15 protein-coding genes are annotated in these 18,396 nt (G+C 70.5%); 5 read left to right on the top strand and 10 right to left on the bottom strand.

Annotation, left to right across the window (positions count from 1 at the left end):
* Window positions 1-103: 103 nt before the first annotated feature.
* Window positions 104-565, bottom strand: a complete 462-nt coding sequence (locus tag OHS59_RS29325; protein WP_328496347.1) for an NUDIX hydrolase — start codon at window positions 563-565, stop codon at window positions 104-106.
* Window positions 566-796: 231 nt separating this feature from the next.
* Between OHS59_RS29325 and OHS59_RS29320 the strand changes: the two genes are divergently transcribed.
* Window positions 797-4,114, top strand: coding sequence for a S8 family serine peptidase (locus OHS59_RS29320; protein WP_328496346.1), 3,318 nt, complete (start codon window positions 797-799; stop codon window positions 4,112-4,114).
* An 84-nt stretch (window positions 4,115-4,198) separates the two neighbouring features.
* On the opposite strand, the gene OHS59_RS29315 is transcribed toward OHS59_RS29320, so the two are convergent.
* Both OHS59_RS29315 and OHS59_RS29310 read right to left on the bottom strand, forming a co-directional pair.
* Window positions 4,199-5,110, bottom strand: a complete 912-nt coding sequence (locus OHS59_RS29315; RefSeq protein ID WP_328496345.1) for a hypothetical protein — start codon at window positions 5,108-5,110, stop codon at window positions 4,199-4,201.
* 1 nt (window position 5,111) lies between these two features.
* Complete coding sequence (locus tag OHS59_RS29310) at window positions 5,112-5,666, bottom strand: RNA polymerase sigma factor (RefSeq protein WP_328496344.1); 555 nt, start codon at window positions 5,664-5,666, stop codon at window positions 5,112-5,114.
* A gap of 195 nt (window positions 5,667-5,861) precedes the next feature.
* Here OHS59_RS29310 and OHS59_RS29305 point away from each other — a divergent pair, with 195 nt between their 5' ends.
* The gene (locus tag OHS59_RS29305; RefSeq protein WP_328496343.1) at window positions 5,862-6,887 is read left to right on the top strand and encodes an aspartate-semialdehyde dehydrogenase; all 1,026 of its coding nucleotides are present in this window, start codon (window positions 5,862-5,864) and stop codon (window positions 6,885-6,887) included.
* Window positions 6,888-6,982: 95 nt separating this feature from the next.
* On the opposite strand, the gene OHS59_RS29300 is transcribed toward OHS59_RS29305, so the two are convergent.
* Entirely contained in the window at window positions 6,983-7,849 is an 867-nt protein-coding gene (locus OHS59_RS29300) for a DUF7537 family lipoprotein (RefSeq protein ID WP_328496342.1), read from the bottom strand.
* A gap of 101 nt (window positions 7,850-7,950) precedes the next feature.
* Complete coding sequence (locus tag OHS59_RS29295; RefSeq protein WP_328496341.1) at window positions 7,951-8,460, bottom strand: DUF1203 domain-containing protein; 510 nt, start codon at window positions 8,458-8,460, stop codon at window positions 7,951-7,953.
* Window positions 8,461-8,572: 112 nt separating this feature from the next.
* Here OHS59_RS29295 and pepN point away from each other — a divergent pair, with 112 nt between their 5' ends.
* The gene (gene pepN, locus OHS59_RS29290) at window positions 8,573-11,200 is read left to right on the top strand and encodes an aminopeptidase N (RefSeq protein ID WP_328496340.1); all 2,628 of its coding nucleotides are present in this window, start codon (window positions 8,573-8,575) and stop codon (window positions 11,198-11,200) included.
* Between the two features lie 294 nt (window positions 11,201-11,494).
* Here pepN and OHS59_RS29285 read toward each other — a convergent pair whose 3' ends face one another.
* The 4 genes from OHS59_RS29285 to OHS59_RS29270 form a co-directional block, all read right to left on the bottom strand.
* Window positions 11,495-12,349: an ABC transporter permease gene (locus tag OHS59_RS29285; protein WP_328496339.1), complete on the bottom strand. Its 855-nt coding sequence runs from the start codon at window positions 12,347-12,349 to the stop codon at window positions 11,495-11,497.
* Window positions 12,346-13,326 (bottom strand): ATP-binding cassette domain-containing protein, encoded by a 981-nt coding sequence (locus OHS59_RS29280; protein ID WP_328496338.1) that lies wholly within the window; start codon window positions 13,324-13,326, stop codon window positions 12,346-12,348. Before OHS59_RS29280 ends, OHS59_RS29285 begins: the two co-directional genes overlap by 4 nt.
* Window positions 13,327-13,519: 193 nt before the next feature.
* Window positions 13,520-14,128: a PadR family transcriptional regulator gene (locus tag OHS59_RS29275; RefSeq protein ID WP_328496337.1), complete on the bottom strand. Its 609-nt coding sequence runs from the start codon at window positions 14,126-14,128 to the stop codon at window positions 13,520-13,522.
* Between the two features lie 212 nt (window positions 14,129-14,340).
* Window positions 14,341-14,772: an ester cyclase gene (locus OHS59_RS29270; RefSeq protein WP_328496336.1), complete on the bottom strand. Its 432-nt coding sequence runs from the start codon at window positions 14,770-14,772 to the stop codon at window positions 14,341-14,343.
* A 279-nt stretch (window positions 14,773-15,051) separates the two neighbouring features.
* On the opposite strand from OHS59_RS29270, the gene OHS59_RS29265 reads away from it, so the two are divergent.
* Together OHS59_RS29265 and OHS59_RS29260 are read left to right on the top strand one after the other, a co-directional pair.
* Window positions 15,052-15,930, top strand: a complete 879-nt coding sequence (locus OHS59_RS29265; RefSeq protein WP_328496335.1) for an NAD(P)H-binding protein — start codon at window positions 15,052-15,054, stop codon at window positions 15,928-15,930.
* A gap of 15 nt (window positions 15,931-15,945) precedes the next feature.
* Window positions 15,946-16,659: a class I SAM-dependent DNA methyltransferase gene (locus OHS59_RS29260; RefSeq protein WP_328496334.1), complete on the top strand. Its 714-nt coding sequence runs from the start codon at window positions 15,946-15,948 to the stop codon at window positions 16,657-16,659.
* 98 nt (window positions 16,660-16,757) lie between these two features.
* On the opposite strand, the gene OHS59_RS29255 is transcribed toward OHS59_RS29260, so the two are convergent.
* Window positions 16,758-18,386, bottom strand: a complete 1,629-nt coding sequence (locus tag OHS59_RS29255) for an FAD-binding oxidoreductase (RefSeq protein ID WP_328496333.1) — start codon at window positions 18,384-18,386, stop codon at window positions 16,758-16,760.
* Window positions 18,387-18,396 lie beyond the last annotated feature (10 nt).

The raw sequence follows: 18,396 nt of genomic DNA, 5'->3' as shown, positions 1-18,396 counted from the left end.
TCTTGGACTACCCTCCGCGTCCACCGAGCCCTCCTCGAACGGAAGCGGGCCGGTCACTCCATGTTCATCTGGCGGGGTAGGGGGTAGGTTCCGCCACCGGATCTCAGGCGTCCGGGATGCCCGTCACGCGACCGACCCCAGGCCTCTCCCGCCACAGCGCGAGTCCCACATCGACGAGTCCCACGCGGTCCAGGGCGGGCACCTCGTCGAGGGGATGCCAGGCAGCCAGGTCGGTCGAGCCGTCGGCCTCGTGGCGGAGTTCACCGCCGGTGACGCGGGTCTCGTAGACGATCCGCAGAGCATGGAAGTCGACATCGGCGCCGAGGCGGCGCGGGTAGGTCCGCACTATCGAGTCGACGCCGAGCAGGGAGAGGGGTTCGACCGTGTATCCGGTCTCCTCCTCGGCCTCCCGGACGACGGTGTCGTAGGGGTCCTCGCCGTGGTCCATGCCGCCGCCCGGTAGCGTCCAGCGCTTGCCGCCGCCCTTCTCCACCAAGCGGGCGAGAAGTATCCGCCCGCCCCGTACGCACACGCCGTAAGCCGCCACCCTCAACTCCTTCTGCATGGCCAGACGTTACGACAGGGGCACCCGCACGTCCCGGTTTGGCCGGAGATCGGCTTCATGACGTATGGCGGAATTACGCCATGAACACTTCACGTCACGGTCAGCTCTCCCCAAACATCCGTTTCTTGCGTAAAGCTGAGCGGTCATCCGGGTTCACATTCCGGACTGACGCGATCGATTCGACGTTGATCCGATCGTGAACGGACTTTTCCTTTACTCACAAGGATGCCGATGACCCTCAACTCTCAGCGCGCTCCGATCAGCGGCGCGAGACGCGCGGCACGCATAGCCGTCGCCGCCGGTCTCGTGGCCGCGCTCTCCTCGGTCGGGCCGATACCCATGGCCTTCTCCGCGGACGACCCGGGCACACCCGCCGACACACCGGTCAAGGCCGCGAGCGGAAAGCTCGGTTCGGCCGACGCCGACCTCCTCGCGCAGGCGCAGGCGGGCGGCGACAAGAACGTCACGATGATGATCGCCACCGCCCCCGGGCAGACCGAGCAGGTCGCGGGGCAGCTGGACGCGGTCAAGGGTGGCTCCGTCGGCCGCACCTACGACAAGCTCGGCTACGTCCGCGCCACCGTCCCCACCGCCAAGGCCGAAGCGGCCATCGCGGCGGCCTCCAAGCTCTCCTCCGTGCACGGCATCGACCTGCGCCAGGAGATCGTGCTGGACGACCCGACCCCGTCCGCGGACACGGCCAAGGGCGCCAAGAAGGGGTCCACCGCCGCCGCGTACCCGGCGCCCGGCAAGAACACGCCCGCCGAGAACCCGTACAACCCGTCCTTCGAGACGGGTGCCGTCGACTTCGTGAAGAAGAACCCGAAGGCGGACGGCCGGGGCATCACCATCGGCATCCTCGACTCCGGTGTCGACGTGGCGCACCCCGCGCTGCAGAAGACGACGACCGGTGAGCGCAAGATCGTCGACTGGGTGACGGCGACCGACCCCCTGGTCGACGGCGACGCGACCTGGCGCGCGATGGTCAACGCCCGCTCGGGCCCGGTCTTCACCTTCGACGGCGAGAGCTGGGAGGCCCCGGCCGGCGACTACGCGGTCAGCCGCTTCCGCGAGTCCGCCTCCGTGGGCGGCGACGCGAACGGCGACCTGAACCGCGACGGCGACACGACCGACAGCTGGGGCGTCCTCTACGACGCCGCCGCCAGGACGGTCCGCGTCGACCTGAACGACAACAACGACTTCACCGACGACGCCGCGATGAAGCCGTACAAGGACGGCTACCAGATCGGCTACTTCGGTACCGACGACCCGGCGACGGAGATCGCCGAGCGGGTGCCGTTCGTCGTGGAGATCCGCAAGGACGTCCCGATGGACCCGCTGGGCGGCGACTGGGTCGGCAAGAAGTCCGACTTCGTCAACATCGGCATCATCGAGTCCGAGCACGGCACACACGTCGCGGGCATCACCGCCGCCAACAAGCTGTTCGGCGGCAAGATGAACGGCGCGGCGCCCGGCGCCAAGCTCGTCTCCTCGCGCGCCTGCACCTGGAGCGGCGGCTGCACGAACGTCGCGCTCACCGAGGGCATGATCGACCTCGTCGCCAACCGCGGCGTCGACATCGTGAACATGTCGATCGGCGGTCTGCCCGCGCTGAACGACGGCAACAACGCGCGCGCCGAGCTCTACACGCGCCTCATCGACACCTACGGCGTGCAGCTGGTCATCTCGGCCGGCAACTCGGGCCCCGGCGCCAACACGATCGGCGACCCCGGCCTGGCCGACAAGGTCATCTCGGTCGGCGCGTCCATCTCCAAGCAGACCTGGGCCGCCAACTACGGCTCGGCCGTGGAGAAGAAGTACGCGATGCTGCCCTTCTCCTCGCGCGGCCCGCGTGAGGACGGCGGCTTCACTCCGACGCTGACCGCGCCCGGCGCGGCCATCAACACCACGCAGACCTGGTTCCCCGGCGGCCCGGTCGCCGAGGCGGGCTACTCCCTGCCGCCCGGCTACTCGATGCTCCAGGGCACCTCGATGGCGTCCCCGCAGGCCGCGGGCGCGTCCGCGCTGCTGCTCAGCGCCGCGAAGCAGAAGCGCATCGACCTGACGCCGGCCACGCTGCGCACCGCGCTGACCTCGACCGCCGACCACATCAGCGGCACGCAGGCGTACGCGGAGGGCGCGGGCCTCATCGACATCCCCGACGCCTGGGACTCGATCCGTGACGGCGCCACCGCCCACGAGTACACGGTGAAGGCCCCGGTCGACACCGCGATCGACTTCGCGCTCAAGACCCCGGGCTTCGGCACCGGCCTCTACGACCGCGAGGGCGGCCTCAAGGCCGGGCAGAAGAAGACCTACGACGTCACCGTGACCCGTACGACCGGCGCGGACCGCGCCGTCCGGCACGAGCTGAGTCTGGAGAACAACCGGGACAAGACGTTCCGGATCGTCGGCAAGGACGAGATCTCGCTGCCGCTGAACAAGCCGGTGACGGTGAAGGTCGAGGCCAGGCCCGAGAACGCCGGTCTGAGCAGCGCCATCCTGGAGGTCGACGACCCGCGCACCGAGGGCGTCGACAAGCAGGTCCTGACCACCGTGGTGGTCGCCGCCCCGCTGTCCGCCTCGCAGAAGTACGCCTTCTCGGCGTCCGGCAAGGTCCAGCGCAACTCCACCACCTCGTACTTCGTGACCGTCCCCGAGGGCGCGAAGAACCTGGAGGTCGCGATCGGCGGCCTGAAGACCGGCAGCCAGACCCGCTTCATCGCCATCCACCCGTACGGCGTCCCGGTCGACAACACGTCCACGCCGTACTGCTACAACAACTACCTCGACGGCAACGGCTGCCGCCCCGACCTGCGGGCCTACAGCGACCCGCAGCCGGGCGTCTGGGAGATCGAGGTCGAGTCGCGCCGTACGTCGCCGCTGCTCGACAACCCGTACAAGCTGAACGTCGAGGTGCTGGGCGCCGACTTCGACCCGGCCGTCGTGACCGTCCCCGACGCCAAGGCCGGTACGCCGACCCCGGCCTCCTGGAAGGTGACGAACAAGCTCGCCCCGGTCGACGGTTCGCTGAAGGGCGGCCCGCTCGGCTCCTCCAAGAGCACGCGGCCGACCATCGCCCAGGGCGCCACGGACACCGTCACGGTGGACGTGCCCGCGGGCGCCGAGTCGCTCGACGTGAGCATCGGCAACGTCTCGGACGCCGCCGCCGACCTCGACCTGTCGGTCTACGACGGACAGGGCAACCTGGTCGGCTCGTCCGCGGACGGCGACTCCGAGGAGGCCGTCTCCGTGGCGTCGCCCGCGGCCGGTACGTACACCGTGCTGGTCGACGGCTACTCGGTCCCGGCGGGCACCACCGCGTACGACTACCTGGACGTGTACTTCGCGCCCTCGCTCGGACAGGTGGAGGTCGCCTCCACGCCCGTGAAGCTCGCCACCGGCGCCTCGGCGTCGGTCACCGCGCAGGTCGTCGCGAACGCGGCGCCGCCGGCGGGCCGCACGTTCTTCGGGCGCGTGCAGCTCGTGAACGCGCGGGGCACCGCGGCCGGGACGGGCAGCGTGCTGATCGAGAAGGTCACGCCGTAACAGCCGGTACGCGACAGAGGGCGGGCGTCCGGTTCCACCGGGCGCCCGCCCTTCCCGTTCCCCCCGCCTCCCCCGCCGTTCCGCTCAGCCCTCGCCGCCCTCCGGAACCGCGCACTTCATGCCGCGCGCTCCCGGCAGGGCCTTGAGGAGCTCCTTGCGGGCGTCGGCGACCCCCGGTCCGGTCTCCCAGTCCTGCTGGTCCCGCGGGTCCACCGGCAGCCGCACCAGGGTGTACGTGCCGATCTTCAGGTCCTCCCGCGCGCTCTCCAGGAGCGTCACGGTGATCGTCGGGTGGTCCGCCACGGTCCGCTCGGGCCGGTAGTAGCGCTTCACCTTCAGTTCGACGCGTACGTTCCCCTCGGCCGCGGGCGTGATGCTCCGTACGGTCCCCTCGACGAGGACCTTGGAGCACGCGAGGTGCATCTCCGGCGAGACCACCGAGGCGTCACCCCCGCCGTCCTGCTGCCCGGCGGACTTGTCACTGGCGGAGGAACCCTCGTCTCCGGCGCCGCCCGCCACGCCGAGCCACACGAGCCCGCCGAGCAGCGCCGTGCCCCCCGCGATCACGAGGGCGCCCATGGCCGCTCCCGCGTAGCGCCGGTACCGGCGCGGCTGCCGGGGCCCCGCCTCCTTCGGCGGCCTCAGCGGCGCGGGCGCCCGGGACGGCCTCGGCCTCTTGCCGGCCACAGATCCGCCCGCCGGTCCGGTGGCCGTCGGCCCGTCAGAGGTCGAGCCCTCCGCGGCCGGGCCCGCGACGGCCGGTGACTCCACAGTGGGTGGCTCCGCGGCCGGTGACTCCGCGGCCAGGGTGTCGCCCATGATCCGCAGCTGTTCCCTGAGCAGGGCCACGTCCGCGACCGCCGAACGGTGCTCCGCCATGAACGCCGGGTCGTCCCGCGCCCCCTCGGGCAGCGGTTCGTCCGTGATCGCGGCCAGCAGTGCGTCGATTCCCTCGTACTCGGCTGCTTCGTACTCGGCTCCCTCGTACTCGGGCATGTCACACCACCTCGTCCTCGTGCAGGCGGGCGCGCAGCGCGCGGACCGCCGTGTGCAGCCTGCTCTTGACCGTGCCCTCCGGGATGCCGAGCTCCTCGGCGATGCCCCGGACGGGCAGGTCGGCGTAGAAACGCAGCACGAGGATCTGCCGCTGGGCGTCGGGCAGCTCGTCCAGCCCCTGGGCCACGGCGAGCGACAGCACCTTCGTCTCCTCGCCGGAGTCGCCCGCGGTGTGCTCCGCGGGCCGCAGCGAGGCCAGCCGTTCACCGATCCGCTCCTGCCGGCGTCTGGCCCGGTGCCAGTCCATGGCCAGGTTCGAGGCGACGACGGCCGCCCACGCCGACACGTCACGCGGCGCCTCGGCCCCGCTCGCCGCCCGTTCCAGCAGCCGCAGACGGACCTGCTGCACCCCGTCCGGCAGGTCCGTCTGCGGTACCCCGCCGAGCGCGAGCACCGCGCGCACCCGGCGCTCCTGTGCCGCGTCCAGGGGGTCGTCGGGTGTTCCCCCGACCAGCTCCTCGGCCCCCTGGACGCGGCGGGTTTTTCTGCGCAGCACAGCGCCCCTCCCCTCACCGCGTTTCCTCTATGACGCCGGTGGCGTGAAAAACGTTCGACCGTCTTTCACGGAGGCATACATCACACCGTCTCAGTGCGCGGGCAAAGGATTGGACACATGGGCCGAGGTGAGACGCATGATGGAAGCGTCGGCCAGTAACACGCAGGCGAAATCGCACAGGCAGAAGGAGTAGCTGTGAAGGTAGGAATCGTCGGAGCCACCGGTCAGGTCGGCACTGTCATGCTGAGGATCCTCGCCGAGCGCGAGTTCCCGGTGGAGACGCTGCGTCTGTTCGCCTCGGCCCGTTCGGCCGGTTCGACGATCGCCTACAAGGACAAGTCCGTGACGGTGGAGGACGCCTCCACCGCCGACTACTCCGGCCTCGACATCGTGCTGTTCTCCGCGGGCGGCGCCACGTCCAGGGCCCTCGCCGAGAAGGTCGCCGCGCAGGGTCCCGTCGTGATCGACAACTCCTCCGCCTGGCGCAAGGACCCCCAGGTCCCGCTGGTGGTCTCGGAGGTCAACCCGCACGCCGTGGCGGACCGGCCCAAGGGGATCATCGCCAACCCGAACTGCACGACCATGGCCGCGATGCCCGTGCTCAAGCCCCTCCACGAGGAGGCGGGCCTGGAGGCCCTCGTCGTCGCCACCTACCAGGCCGTCTCCGGCTCCGGTCTCGCCGGTGTCGCCGAGCTGCACGGCCAGGCGCAGAAGGTCGTCGCCGACGCGGACAAGCTGACCCACGACGGTTCGGCGGTCGACTTCCCCGAGCCGCAGGTCTACCAGCGGCCCATCGCCTTCAACGTCCTGCCGCTGGCCGGCTCCATCGTGGACGACGGCCTGAACGAGACGGACGAGGAGCAGAAGCTCCGCCACGAGTCCCGCAAGATCCTGGAGATCCCGGGCCTCAAGGTCTCCGGCACCTGTGTCCGTGTCCCGGTCTTCTCGGGGCACTCGCTGCAGGTCAACGCGCGTTTCGCGCGGCCGCTGAGTGTGGAGCGGGCCACGGAGCTGCTGGCCGGGGCGCCGGGTGTGGCCCTCTCGGACATTCCGACTCCGCTGCAGGCCGCCGGGCAGGACCCGTCGTTCGTGGGGCGGATCCGGGCCGACGAGACCGTTGAGCACGGGCTCGCGCTCTTCGTCTCGAACGACAACCTCCGCAAGGGCGCGGCGCTCAACGCCGTTCAGATCGCGGAACTGGTGGCGGCGGAGCTCGGCTGACCGCTGCGGACTCGCGCCCCTGAAGGCAAAAGATTGCGCCGTTCCCCGCGCCCCTGATGGGGCGCGGGGAACGGCGCAATCTTTTGCCTTCGGCCTCAGGCTGTGTCCTGGGTCTTCGAGGCGTCGGCGAGCTTCTTGGTGACGTCGACCGTGTCGGCGGCGGCCGGAGCCTCCACGTCGGCCTCGGTGCCGAAGTCACTGAACTTCAGCGTGGTGGTGCTGATGACCTTCTCGCTCTTCTGTCCCGCCCCCGCCTGGGGACGCAGGGTGAGCTTGATGGTCTCCTGCCGCACCCGGCCCTCGTCGTCGAGCCACAGTTCGAGCGGCAGCTTCGAGGTGCCGAGCTGCTCGCGCAGCTGCTCGGCCTTGGCCTGGTCGCCCTCGGCCAGGTCCTTCACATCGACCTTGACGCGGTAGTGCGTGGTGCGCGCCCCGTCGATCGTCTCCGTCCCGACCTTGGTGACGTCGCCGTCGGTCACGCCCTTGGTGAACGCGAAGGACGCCGCCGGGTCGTTGACCTGCCCGTCCGAGCCGCTCAGCCTGGCCGGGTCGATCTTCATCCAGGTCTTGCCCTTGGGCAGGTCGAGCTGGGCCCGCTGCGCGGCCGGGGCCTTCTGGTAGACGACGCCGTCGAGGACCCGCTGTTCGATCTTCTGCCCCTGCGACGTCATCGTCATGGTGCTGTTGCCGTCTTCGAGGTCCATCACGCCCGCGCCGCGGACGGTCACCGTCTTGCCGGCCGCGGCCGCCTCGGTGGCGAGCGTCATCTTCGCCGAGTCCGCCGCGGTCGTCTTCCTGTGGGCGGCCCGCACCACCTCGGACTCGGACGCGCCCTTGGTCGAGGACGCCCCCTTCGCCCCGTCCTTCTTCCCGTCCGCACCGTCGTCACCGCTGGAACACGCGGACACCCCCGCGGTGAGCACCAGCACGGTCGCAACTCCCAGAACACGCTTCACTGCCATCAGGACTTTCCCCCACAACTCGGTTCATAGCCGGTCCACTTGACTCGAACCCGGGTTCCCAGTCCTTTACGTACCAGTCCTCCCTGCCCAGATCCGGACCGTCAGGGGCGGCGCACCTCGTAGAGAAGGCAGCCGTACTCGACGGCCCTGACGTGCACGAGGGCCACCTCGGAGTCGGCGAAGGCCTCCGTGAGAACCGCGTCCAGGGCCTCGTCGGCCGACTCCTGGCCGGCCGGCTCCGGGATCTCCAGGAGGCGTCCGCCGAGGATGTGGCCCTCGGCGGAGTAGCGGCGCAGGACGCGCAGGGCACCGGGCCGGGCGAACGGATACCCGGCGAGGTCGGGGCCCGCGCACTCCTCGGCGTGGACGAAGACGGGACCCTGTTCGTCGTACGCTCCGGGCCGCGCGCCCGTGCGGTCGGCCCAGCGGCGCAGGGGCGCGTACGAGACGAGGGCGATGCGCTCCCCGGGTTCGCTGCGCCTGAGGCAGCAGCGGAGCGGTGCCCCGCCCTCCGTGTCCTCTACGGGGACGCACGGACGCCCGGCGTCGTCCGTCGCGCGGAGTTCCTTCAACACCTGGGGCTCGATGGGACGTACGTGATGGCTGGTCATGGCTCCAGGGTGGCCCCGCGCCCGCCCCCGACACCGGCGGGAAACGGACATCGCACTCCCGCATCTCCCGTGGAAGGATGACGCAACCCACCCATAACGAGGAGATGACCGCGTGCCTGGCACAAACCTGACCCGCGAAGAGGCGCAGCAGCGGGCAAAACTGCTCACCGTTGACTCGTACGAGATCGATCTCGACCTCTCCGGCGCGCAGGGTGGGGGTACCTCCCTCTCCGGCGACGCCGAGAGCGGGGGCGGCACCTACCGGTCCGTGACCACGGTGCGCTTCGACTCGGCCGAGAACGGCGCGTCCTTCATCGACCTGGTCGCCCCGGCCGTCCACGAGATCGCCCTCAACGGCGACGCCCTGGACCCCGCCGAGGTCTTCAAGGACTCACGGATCGCGCTCCCGGGCATCCTGGAGGGCCGCAACGTCCTGCGGGTCGTGGCCGACTGCGCGTACACGAACACCGGTGAGGGGCTGCACCGGTTCGTCGACCCGGTCGACCAGCAGGCCTACCTCTACACCCAGTTCGAGGTCCCGGACGCCCGCCGTGTCTTCGCGAGCTTCGAGCAGCCCGACCTGAAGGCCACCTTCCAGTTCACCGTGAAGGCGCCCTCCGGCTGGACCGTCATCTCCAACTCGCCGACGCCGGAACCGAAGGACGACGTCTGGGAGTTCGAGCCGACGCCGCGGATCTCCACGTACATCACGGCGCTGATCCTCGGTCCGTACCACTCGGTGCACAGCGTGTACGAGAAGGACGGGCAGAGTGTCCCGCTGGGCATCTACTGCCGGCCCTCGCTCGCCGAGTTCCTCGACTCGGACGCGATCTTCGCGGTCACTCGGCAGGGCTTCGAGTGGTTCCAGGAGAAGTTCGACTACGCGTACCCGTTCAAGAAGTACGACCAGCTGTTCGTGCCGGAGTTCAACGCGGGCGCGATGGAGAACGCGGGCGCGGTGACCATCCGCGACCAGTACGTCTTCCGGTCGAAGGTGACGGACGCCGCGTACGAGGTGCGGGCGGAGACCATCCTGCACGAGCTGGCCCACATGTGGTTCGGCGACCTCGTGACGATGGAGTGGTGGAACGACCTGTGGCTCAATGAGTCCTTCGCGACCTACACCTCGATCGCCTGCCAGGCGTACGCCGCGGACTCCCGCTGGCCGCACTCGTGGACCACGTTCGCCAACTCCATGAAGACGTGGGCGTACCGGCAGGACCAGCTGCCCTCCACGCACCCGATCATGGCCCAGATCAACGACCTCGACGACGTGCTCGTCAACTTCGACGGCATCACGTACGCCAAGGGCGCCAGCGTCCTCAAGCAGCTCGTGGCGTACGTCGGCCAGGACGAGTTCTTCCGGGGCGTGCAGGCGTACTTCAAGGCGCACGCGTTCGGGAACACGCAGCTGTCCGACCTGCTCGGCGCGCTGGAGGAGACCAGCGGCCGCGATCTGGGCACCTGGTCGCAGAAGTGGCTGCAGACGGCCGGCATCAACATCCTGCGCCCGCAGATCGAGACGGACGCGAACGGCGTCATCACCTCCTTCGCGATCCGCCAGGAGGCCCCGGCCCTGCCCGCCGGCGCCAAGGGCGAGCCGACCCTGCGCCCGCACCGCATCGCGGTCGGCCTGTACGACCTGGACGACGACAGCGGCAAGCTGGTGCGCGGCGAGCGTGTCGAGCTGGACGTGGACGGCGAACTGACCGAGGTGCCCCAGCTGGTGGGCAAGCCCCGCGCCGCCGTGATCCTCCTCAACGACGACGACCTCAGCTACGCGAAGGTCCGCCTCGACGAGCAGTCCCTCGCGTTCGTCACCGAGCACCTCGGCGACTTCAAGGCCTCGCTGCCGCGCGCCCTGTGCTGGGCCTCGGCCTGGGACATGACCCGCGACGCCGAACTGGCGACCCGCGACTACCTCTCGCTCGTCCTGTCCGGGATCGGCAAGGAGTCGGACATCGGCGTCGTGCAGTCGCTGCACCGCCAGGTGCTGACGGCGGTCGAGCTGTACGCCGACCCGAACGCCCGCGAGGCGCTGCTGACCCGCTGGACGGACGCCACGCTGGCCCACCTGCGGTCCTCCGAGGCGGGCGGCGACCACCAGCTGGCCTGGGCGCGCGCGTTCGCGTCGACGGCCCGTACGCCGGAGCAGCTGGACCTTCTGGAGGGCCTGCTCGACGGCCGGGAGAGCGTCGAGGGCCTGGCCGTGGACACCGAGCTGCGCTGGTCGTTCGTGCAGCGGCTCGCGGCGGTGGGCCGCTTCGACGACGCCGAGATCACCAGCGAGTACGAGCGGGACAAGACGGCCGCCGGTGAGCGCCACGCGGCGACCGCCCGGGCCGCCCGCCCGACCGAGGAGGCGAAGGCGGAGGCCTGGGCGTCGGTCGTCGAGTCCGACAAGCTGCCGAACGCCGTCCAGGAGGCCGTGATCGGCGGCTTCGTGCAGTTCGGCCAGCGTGAACTGCTCGCCCCGTACACGGACAAGTACTTCGCGGCGGTCAAGGGCGTCTGGGACTCGCGTTCGCACGAGATGGCCCAGCAGATCGTGGTCGGCCTCTACCCGTCGGTCCAGGTCTCCGCGGACACCCTGGCGAAGACGGACGAGTGGCTGGCCTCGGCGGAGCCGAGCGCGGCGCTGCGGCGGCTGATCTCGGAGTCCCGCTCTGGTGTCGAGCGCGCCCTGAAGGCACAGGCGGCGGACACGGCCGCGTCGACGGCGTCCCCGGCCGGGGAGTAACCGCCCCCGCACACGGAAGCGGCGCCTCCGAAGGCTCATGGCCTCGGAGGCGCCGCTTCCGTGTGGGGGAAGGGGAGCCACGGCAGCTCGGCACCGGCCGACGGGGGAGACAACCAGCCCGGCCGCCGTGGCTCGTTCAGGGGCACCTCAAGCTCCCCAGGGGCGCGGGGAACGGCGCAGTCTTTCGCCTTTCGCCCTGAAGGGGCGCGGGGAACGGCGCAGTCCTTCGCCTTTCGCCCTGAAGGGGCGCGGGGAACGGCGCAACCAGCCACGACGCCCCCGCGCCCCTCACCACTACTGCCGACTCTTCGCGCGATACAGATGCATCGTCAACGGCGCGAAGATCAACGTAATCACCCCGCTGGCAAGCAACACCCACCCGATATCCGCCCCGCTCGCGTCACCGTGGACCAGCCCACGAACAGCCGTGGCCGCGTTACTGACCGGATTCGCGTTGACGATCGCCTCCATCCACCCCGGCATCGTCTCCGGCTCCACGAAGATGTTGCTCGTGAAGACCAGCGGGAACATCACCAGCATGCTGGACCCGGACACCGTCTCGGGCGCCTTGGCGACCACACCCAGCGCGGCGAAGATCCAGCTGACGCTCACCGCGAAGACCAGCAGGAGGAGCATCGCGGCCAGCACGCCGCCCACTCCGCCGTCGGGCCGGAAGCCCAGCGCGAGACCGACACCCATCGTGGTGGTCAGCGCCAGCACATAGCGGACGACGTCGCCGAGGAGGCTGCCCACGATGGTGGCCGGCTGCCAGAACGGCAGGGTCCGGAAGCGGTCGTAGATCCCCCGGGTGATGTCCATGTTGAGCGCGGTGCCGGTGTAGACGGTCGGCATGATGACGGTCTGCACGAGGACGCCCGGCAGGAAGTACTGCAGGTACTCCTTGGTCGAGCCGGCGAACGCGCCGCCGAAGAGATAGGTGAAGGTCAGCAGGAAGATGATCGGCATCAGCGTGACGTCGAACAGCACGGCCACGCCGTAGTGCTTCATCTTCCGCATCGTCCGCCAGGCCGAGACCCGTACGGCGGTCAGCGGGTTGGGGCGGGAAGGGCGGATCTGACTGGTGAGGGCCTTGCGCAGGGCGTCGGCGGGCACGCCCGGGGCGGCCTTCGTCTCGGATGTGAGGGTCATGCCGCGTCCTCCTGGTCGGTCTGTGCGTCTTCCGCGGGGCGCCCGGTCAGGGCGAGGAAGACCTCGTCGAGGCTGGGCCGGCCGAGTGCGAAGTCCGAGACCGCGATCTCGGAGCGGGCGAGTTCGGCCAGGGCTCCGGCGACCCGCGCGTGGTCGTCGGTCCGCACGGAGAGCGCGAACGGGTCGGACTCCTGGAAGACCGGTGAGGCGAGGGCCCGGGTGAGCAACTGGGCGGCCTCGGGGCGGTTCTCGGCGTTGACGAGCCGTACGTGCAGGGCTCCGGTGCCGACCGACGACTTGAGCTCGCCCGTGGTGCCCTCGGCGATGACCCGGCCGTGGTCGATGACGGCGATCCGGTCGGCCAGCTGGTCGGCCTCGTCCAGGTACTGCGTGGTCAGCAGGATCGTGGTGCCCAGGGCCACCATGGCCCGCACGCTGTCCCACACCTGGTTGCGGCTGCGCGGGTCGAGCCCGGTGGTCGGCTCGTCCAGGAAGAGCAGGTCGGGGGTGACGACGAGGCTGGCGGCGATGTCGAGCCGGCGGCGCATCCCTCCGGAGAAGGTCTTGGACTGCCGTCCGGCGGCCTCCGTGAGATCGAAGGCCGCGAGCAGTTCCTCGGCCCGGGCGGCGGCCTGGGTGCGGGAGAAGCCCAGCAGCCGGGCGAGCAGGGTCAGGTTCTCGGTGGCGGTGAGGTCCTCGTCGATCGAGGCGAACTGACCGGTGAGACTCACCCGGCTGCGTACCGCCCCGGCCTCCTTGACCACGTCGTGCCCGAGCACCCGGGCGGTGCCGCCGTCGGGGGTCAGCAGGGTGGACAGCATCCGGATCGTCGTCGTCTTGCCCGCGCCGTTGGGTCCCAGCACGCCGTAGACGACGCCCTGCGGGATGGCCAGGTCGACACCGTCGACGGCCCGGGTCTCACCGAAGGTTTTGACCAGGCCCGACGTCTCGATGGCAAGTGTGGATTGCGAACTCAATCTGTGACTCCTAGGTCCTGATGCGCCACGAGAGGCTGCGCGCCATGACAGGCGCACGGGGAGAGCCCCTGAGGGTGGAAGGGCAGGGATCGAACGACACGCGCAGATCAGTAATCAAACTTGATTACTGCTCCAAGCTAGAGCACGGACAGCCCACTATGCAAGTTTGATTAGTTGGTCATGCGAAGAGGCGTCACTCCGCCAACGGCCCGACCAGCGTGCGCCACGACCCCGGCGTCCCGAAGGAGTGCCCGTGCTCGCCCGCCATCTCGTACTCCCCCGACCTGACCCGTTCCAGCAGGTCCTGGGTCCACTCCACGCCGAGGTCGGCGTACCGCGTGCGCATCGTCCACAGCTCGCCCAGATGAGTCGGCAGGCCCTCGGCGTGCACCGGGGCGGATTCCTTGCGCAGCGCCGCCCGCTGGGCCTCCAGGACGTGCAGGCGGGTGGAGAGGGCCGCCACGGCGCGGTCGCGGGAGAGCGCGGGCATCAGGGCGAGGCCGGCGCTGAGCATGTCGGCGCGGTGCTCGGGCCGTTCAAGGGCGTCGACCAGCAGCCGGAAGAACTCCTCGTCCCCCTCGGGAGTCACGCTGTAGTCCACCCGCCCCGGCCAGTGCGCGATCTCGCTGGCCTCCAGCAAGCCGATCTTCGCCAGCTGCCGCAGCGCGTGGTAGATCGAACCGGGTTTGACGTTGGCCCAGTCGTCGATCCCCCAGGACAGCAGCTCGGTCCGCACCCGGTAACCGTGCGTCCTGCCGAAGCCGCGTACCACTCCGAGGACCAGCAACCGCGTCGCCGACATCGTCACCCCGTTCCGTCTGGTGCGGCGCTTTCCTGTCCGCCGCCCCGCCTGGGCGTCAGCTTAGTTAGCCGCCCCGGGCACGGCGGAGAACGCCCGGACGCGCGGAGGGCTTGAGCGCCTGGGGGCCCGCGTGCCCGGGGGCACGGGACAGGCCCGCGCCCCCGGGCTCCGGCCGCCGGACCCACGAGCCGGCGGCTGAACGTCCGCGCAGGTCAGACGCTCGTCTCCAGTTCCACCTTGGGGACGTCGGGCAGCTTGCCCAGCTTGACCAGCAGCGGCCGCATGTTGATGACGTCCCAGTGCTCGACGACCTTGGCGTCCTCGAAGCGCAGTTCCTCCACCAGGTGCCAGCTGACGCGCTCACCGGTCGGCGGCACGCCCATGAACTCGCGCGAGTGGGTGGCGGTCACGGTGATGCGCAGGGTGACCCGGTCCTCCTCGGCCATGATGCTCTTCACTTCGAGCTGGAGATCGGGGAACGCCTGCAGCCCGCCCTCCATGAGCTTGATCATGTCGGCGGAACTCACCTCGGTGTCCTCGGAGTAGTGCACGATGTCCGGCGACCAGTGCTTGATGATCCCGCTCAGGTCCCACCGGTTCCAGGCGGCGACCATTTCCAGACACAGGGCCTTGCGCTCGGCCATTGACATGGCGATTCCTCACAGTCTCGCGGACGATGTCACGCCAGACTGCCCCTCCCCCGCCTGAGAACGGCTGCAGGATCGCTCCATTCTCCCTGGAGCGGCGGCCGATGCCGCCCGGGGTCCGGGAAGGCCCGCCGGGATCCATCGGGGCTCACGGGGTCCTCTAGCCCGGCACGACAGCCTTGGCGCCTGAAACCGCCTCCCGACGCAGCGCAGCGCACAGCGCACCACGCACGGCACAGCGCCGGGGAGCACCGCTTCGTACGCCGAGGAGGGGCCTTGAACATCCTGCTGACCGGTGCCACGGGGAAGGTGGGCCGCCATGTCACGGAGAGCCTGGTGGCCTCGGGACATCATGTGCGGGCGCTCACCCGGACGCCCGGGGCCGCCGCGCTGCCGGCCGGCGTCGAGGTCGTCCAGGGCGACCTGGAGCAGCCCGGAACCCTGCCCGCCGCCCTGGAGGGCATCGACCGGATGTACCTCTTCCCGGTGCCCGGGACCGCCCACGAGGTCGCGGCGCTCGCCCGCAAGGCGGGGGTCCGGCACATCGTCGTCCTGTCGTCCAGCTCTGTGCTGGACGACGAGAGCAACCCCAGCCACCGGCACCACCGCACGGTGGAGCGGGCCGTCGAGGACAGCGGGGCGGACTGGACCTTCGTACGCCCCGACGAGTTCGCCGGCAACACCCTCTGGAAGTGGGGCGATTCGATCCGTACGGAGAACGTGGTGCGCGCGCCCTACGGCAAGGCCGCCCGCGCGATCGTCCACGAGGCCGACATCGCGGCGGTGCTGACGGCCGCGCTGGTGGAGGACGGCCACGCGGGCGCCCGGTACCTGGTGACGGGACCGCGGGCGCTGACACAGATCGAGCAGGTGGGCGTGCTGGCGGAGGTGCTCGGCCGGGACATCCGCTTCGAGGAGCTGAGCCGTGAGGCCGGGCGCGAGGCGATGAGCGCCCATATGCCGCCGCCGGTCGTCGAGATGCTGCTCGACTACCTCGCCGAGTCGGCCGTCACCCCCGGCCCCGTGACCGACGTGGTGCGCGAGGTCACCGGCCGCGAGGCCCGCACCTTCGCGAGCTGGGCGGCGGAGCACGCCGACGGTTTCGGCGGAGCCGGTGGTACCGGCGATTCCGCCAAGTCCAGCAGTTCCAGCTGAGGAGGGGAGTCCGCGATGTACGGACCCGGGATGGCCGAGATCTACGAGCTGCTCCACGAGTCGCGCGGCAAGGACTACCGGGTGGAGGCCGCCACCGTCGCGGGGCTCGTGCGGGCGCGCAACCCCGCGGCGGCCTCACTGCTCGACGTCGCCTGTGGCACCGGCGCGCACCTGCGGCACTTCGCCGAACTCTTCGACAAGGTCGAGGGGCTCGAACTGTCCGACGCCATGCTGTCGATGGCCCGGGCCGCGGTGCCGACCGCCGTGCTGCACGGCGGTGACATGCGCGACCTCTCCCTGGGGCGCTCCTACGACGCGATCACCTGCATGTTCGGGTCGATCGCCTATCTGAAGGACACCGCTGAACTCACCGCGACCCTGCGGTCGTTCGCCGAGCACCTGACACCGGGCGGTGTCGTGGCGGTGGACCCCTGGTGGTTCCTGGAGACGGCCCTCGACCGCCATGTGAGCGGGGACACCGTGACCGTGGGACCGCGGACGCTGACCCGCGTCTCCCACACGGAGCGCCAGGGGCACACGTCGCACATGGACGTGCACTACGTGGTGGCCGAGCCCGGCAGCGGCGTGCGGCACTTCGCGGAGAGCCACACCCTGACGCTCTTCACCCGGGCCGAGTACGAGGAGGCGTTCACCCGGGCCGGGCTGAAGGTCGCCCATGTGCGGGGGATCCAGTCGGGCCGCGGCCTGTTCCTCGCGGACCGCGCCTGAACGAGCTGTCGGTCTTCAGCGCTTTCGGGCACGAGAGGGGGGCGGTCGCCGCGATCCGCGGCCACCGCCCCCCTCTCGTCGTACAGTCGCCGTCGCCGTCAGTCGGGCAGTCGTACGGACAGCGCGTGCCGGAAGACGTTCCTGGGGTCCCAGCGGGCCTTGACCTTCTGCAGGCGCGGGTAGTTCCCCTTGTAGTAGAGGGTGTGCCAGGGCACCCCGGAGGTGTTCCACTCCGGGTCGGCCAGGTCGATGTCGGGGTAGTTGATGAAGGTGCCCTCGGTGCGGTCGTCGGGCACCGGGACGCCGCCGGTGGTGGCGAAGACGTCGCGGTAGATCTCCCGGATCCAGGCGAGGTTGGCGTCGTCCTGCGTGGGATCCATCCACGTCGCGGACATCCACACCTTGATGATGGAGTCGCGCTGGGCGGTGGCGGTGGCCGTCTCCGCGACGGAGTTGACCTTCGCGCCGTACGAGTAGAGCGAGACCTCGCCCCACACCTGGGTGTCGGCGCTCAGATACGTGTAGAGGGTGGCGGCCTGGGCGGCGGTCCACGGTTTGCGCAGATACGCGCCCTTGGACTTGGTCCGGTCGAAGCCGCCGGTGTCGAACTTGTTGGCCAGCGTGGCCCGCAGCCACGGCTCCGTGCTCCGCTGGACGGCGGGCTCCACACCCGTGCCCTCGTTGATCGCGGCGACGAAGTCGTTCAACAGCCCCTCGGCGCCGTCCAGTCCGCCGTCGATCTGGATGTCCAGCAGGATCTGCCCGGCGGCCTTGCTGTTGAGGTAGAAGACGCTGTGCAGACTGGCGTACGGAGTGTCGGCGGCGCTGTTGCGCTGGTGCCAGGCCCCGTGGTTGTCGATGATCCGGGTGAACGCCTTCTCGGTGAGGGCGGACCACTCCCAGGTCACGATGTGCCGCAGCGTGGACTTGGGTGCCTTGGGCAGCAGTCCGGACGGGTCGTTGCCGGTGGCGCCGGGCGTCCGGAACCAGTACCGGGTGACGATGCCGAAGTTGCCCCCGCCGCCTCCGGTGTGGGCCCACCACAGCTCGCGGTTGGGGTCGCCGGCCGCACTGGTGGCCACGACCTTGCGGGCCCGGCCCGAGGCGTCCACGACGACGACCTCGACCGCGTACAGGTGGTCGGCCACCACTCCGTCGCGGCGGGAGAGCGGGCCGTACCCGCCGCCGAGGACATGGCCGCCGACCCCCACCTGGGGGCAGACGCCCGCCGGGATGGTCACACCCCAGTCCAGGTACAGGGTGCGGTACGCCTCCCCGAGGGTGGCGCCGGGTTCCACGGCGAACGCCCGCTTGGCGGAGTCGTAGAAGACCTCCCGCATCTCGGACATGTCGATGACGGCCCGCACGGCGGGGTCGTCCACGAAGCCCTCGAAGCAGTGCCCGCCGCTGCGTACGGCGATCCGCTGCCCCGCGTCCAGGGCCCGGTTCACCGCGTCGACGACCTGGTCCGCGGTGTGTACGACGTACACCGCGTCGGGCTTGCCGCGGAACCGTCCGTTGAACCCCCGGCTGACCAGGTCCTGGTAGCGCCGGTCCGTCCGGTCCACCTGGACGAGCCCGGTCCGGGGGCCGCACGCGCCGCCTTTCGCCGCTTGCGGGACGGCCGCCTCGGCGGCCTGGGCACCGGGGACGGTCGTGGCCACCACGGTGGCCCCGCCGACCGCCGCCGCGCTGCCGAGGAATCCGCGGCGCGTGAATTCGTTCAACACAGACACC

It is taken from the genome of Streptomyces sp. NBC_00414, from assembly GCF_036038375.1.
Taxonomy (GTDB): Bacteria; Actinomycetota; Actinomycetes; order Streptomycetales; family Streptomycetaceae; genus Streptomyces.
Note: the sequence above shows the minus strand (reverse complement) of the source record. Positions and strands in the feature narration are given on the sequence as shown.

Excerpts from the sequence above, each read along its gene's own strand:
- OHS59_RS29285 (WP_328496339.1), bottom strand. The coding sequence starts at position 12,349 with ATGACCCTCACATCCGAGACGAAGGCCGCCCCGGGCGTGCCCGCCGAC.
- OHS59_RS29315 (WP_328496345.1), bottom strand. The coding sequence starts at position 5,110 with ATGCCCGAGTACGAGGGAGCCGAGTACGAAGCAGCCGAGTACGAGGGA.
- OHS59_RS29300 (WP_328496342.1), bottom strand. The coding sequence starts at position 7,849 with ATGGCAGTGAAGCGTGTTCTGGGAGTTGCGACCGTGCTGGTGCTCACC.
- OHS59_RS29270 (WP_328496336.1), bottom strand. The coding sequence starts at position 14,772 with ATGGCCGAGCGCAAGGCCCTGTGTCTGGAAATGGTCGCCGCCTGGAAC.
- OHS59_RS29320 (WP_328496346.1), top strand. The coding sequence starts at position 797 with ATGACCCTCAACTCTCAGCGCGCTCCGATCAGCGGCGCGAGACGCGCG.
- OHS59_RS29325 (WP_328496347.1), bottom strand. The coding sequence starts at position 565 with ATGCAGAAGGAGTTGAGGGTGGCGGCTTACGGCGTGTGCGTACGGGGC.
- OHS59_RS29295 (WP_328496341.1), bottom strand. The coding sequence starts at position 8,460 with ATGACCAGCCATCACGTACGTCCCATCGAGCCCCAGGTGTTGAAGGAA.
- OHS59_RS29275 (WP_328496337.1), bottom strand. The coding sequence starts at position 14,128 with ATGTCGGCGACGCGGTTGCTGGTCCTCGGAGTGGTACGCGGCTTCGGC.
- OHS59_RS29260 (WP_328496334.1), top strand. The coding sequence starts at position 15,946 with ATGTACGGACCCGGGATGGCCGAGATCTACGAGCTGCTCCACGAGTCG.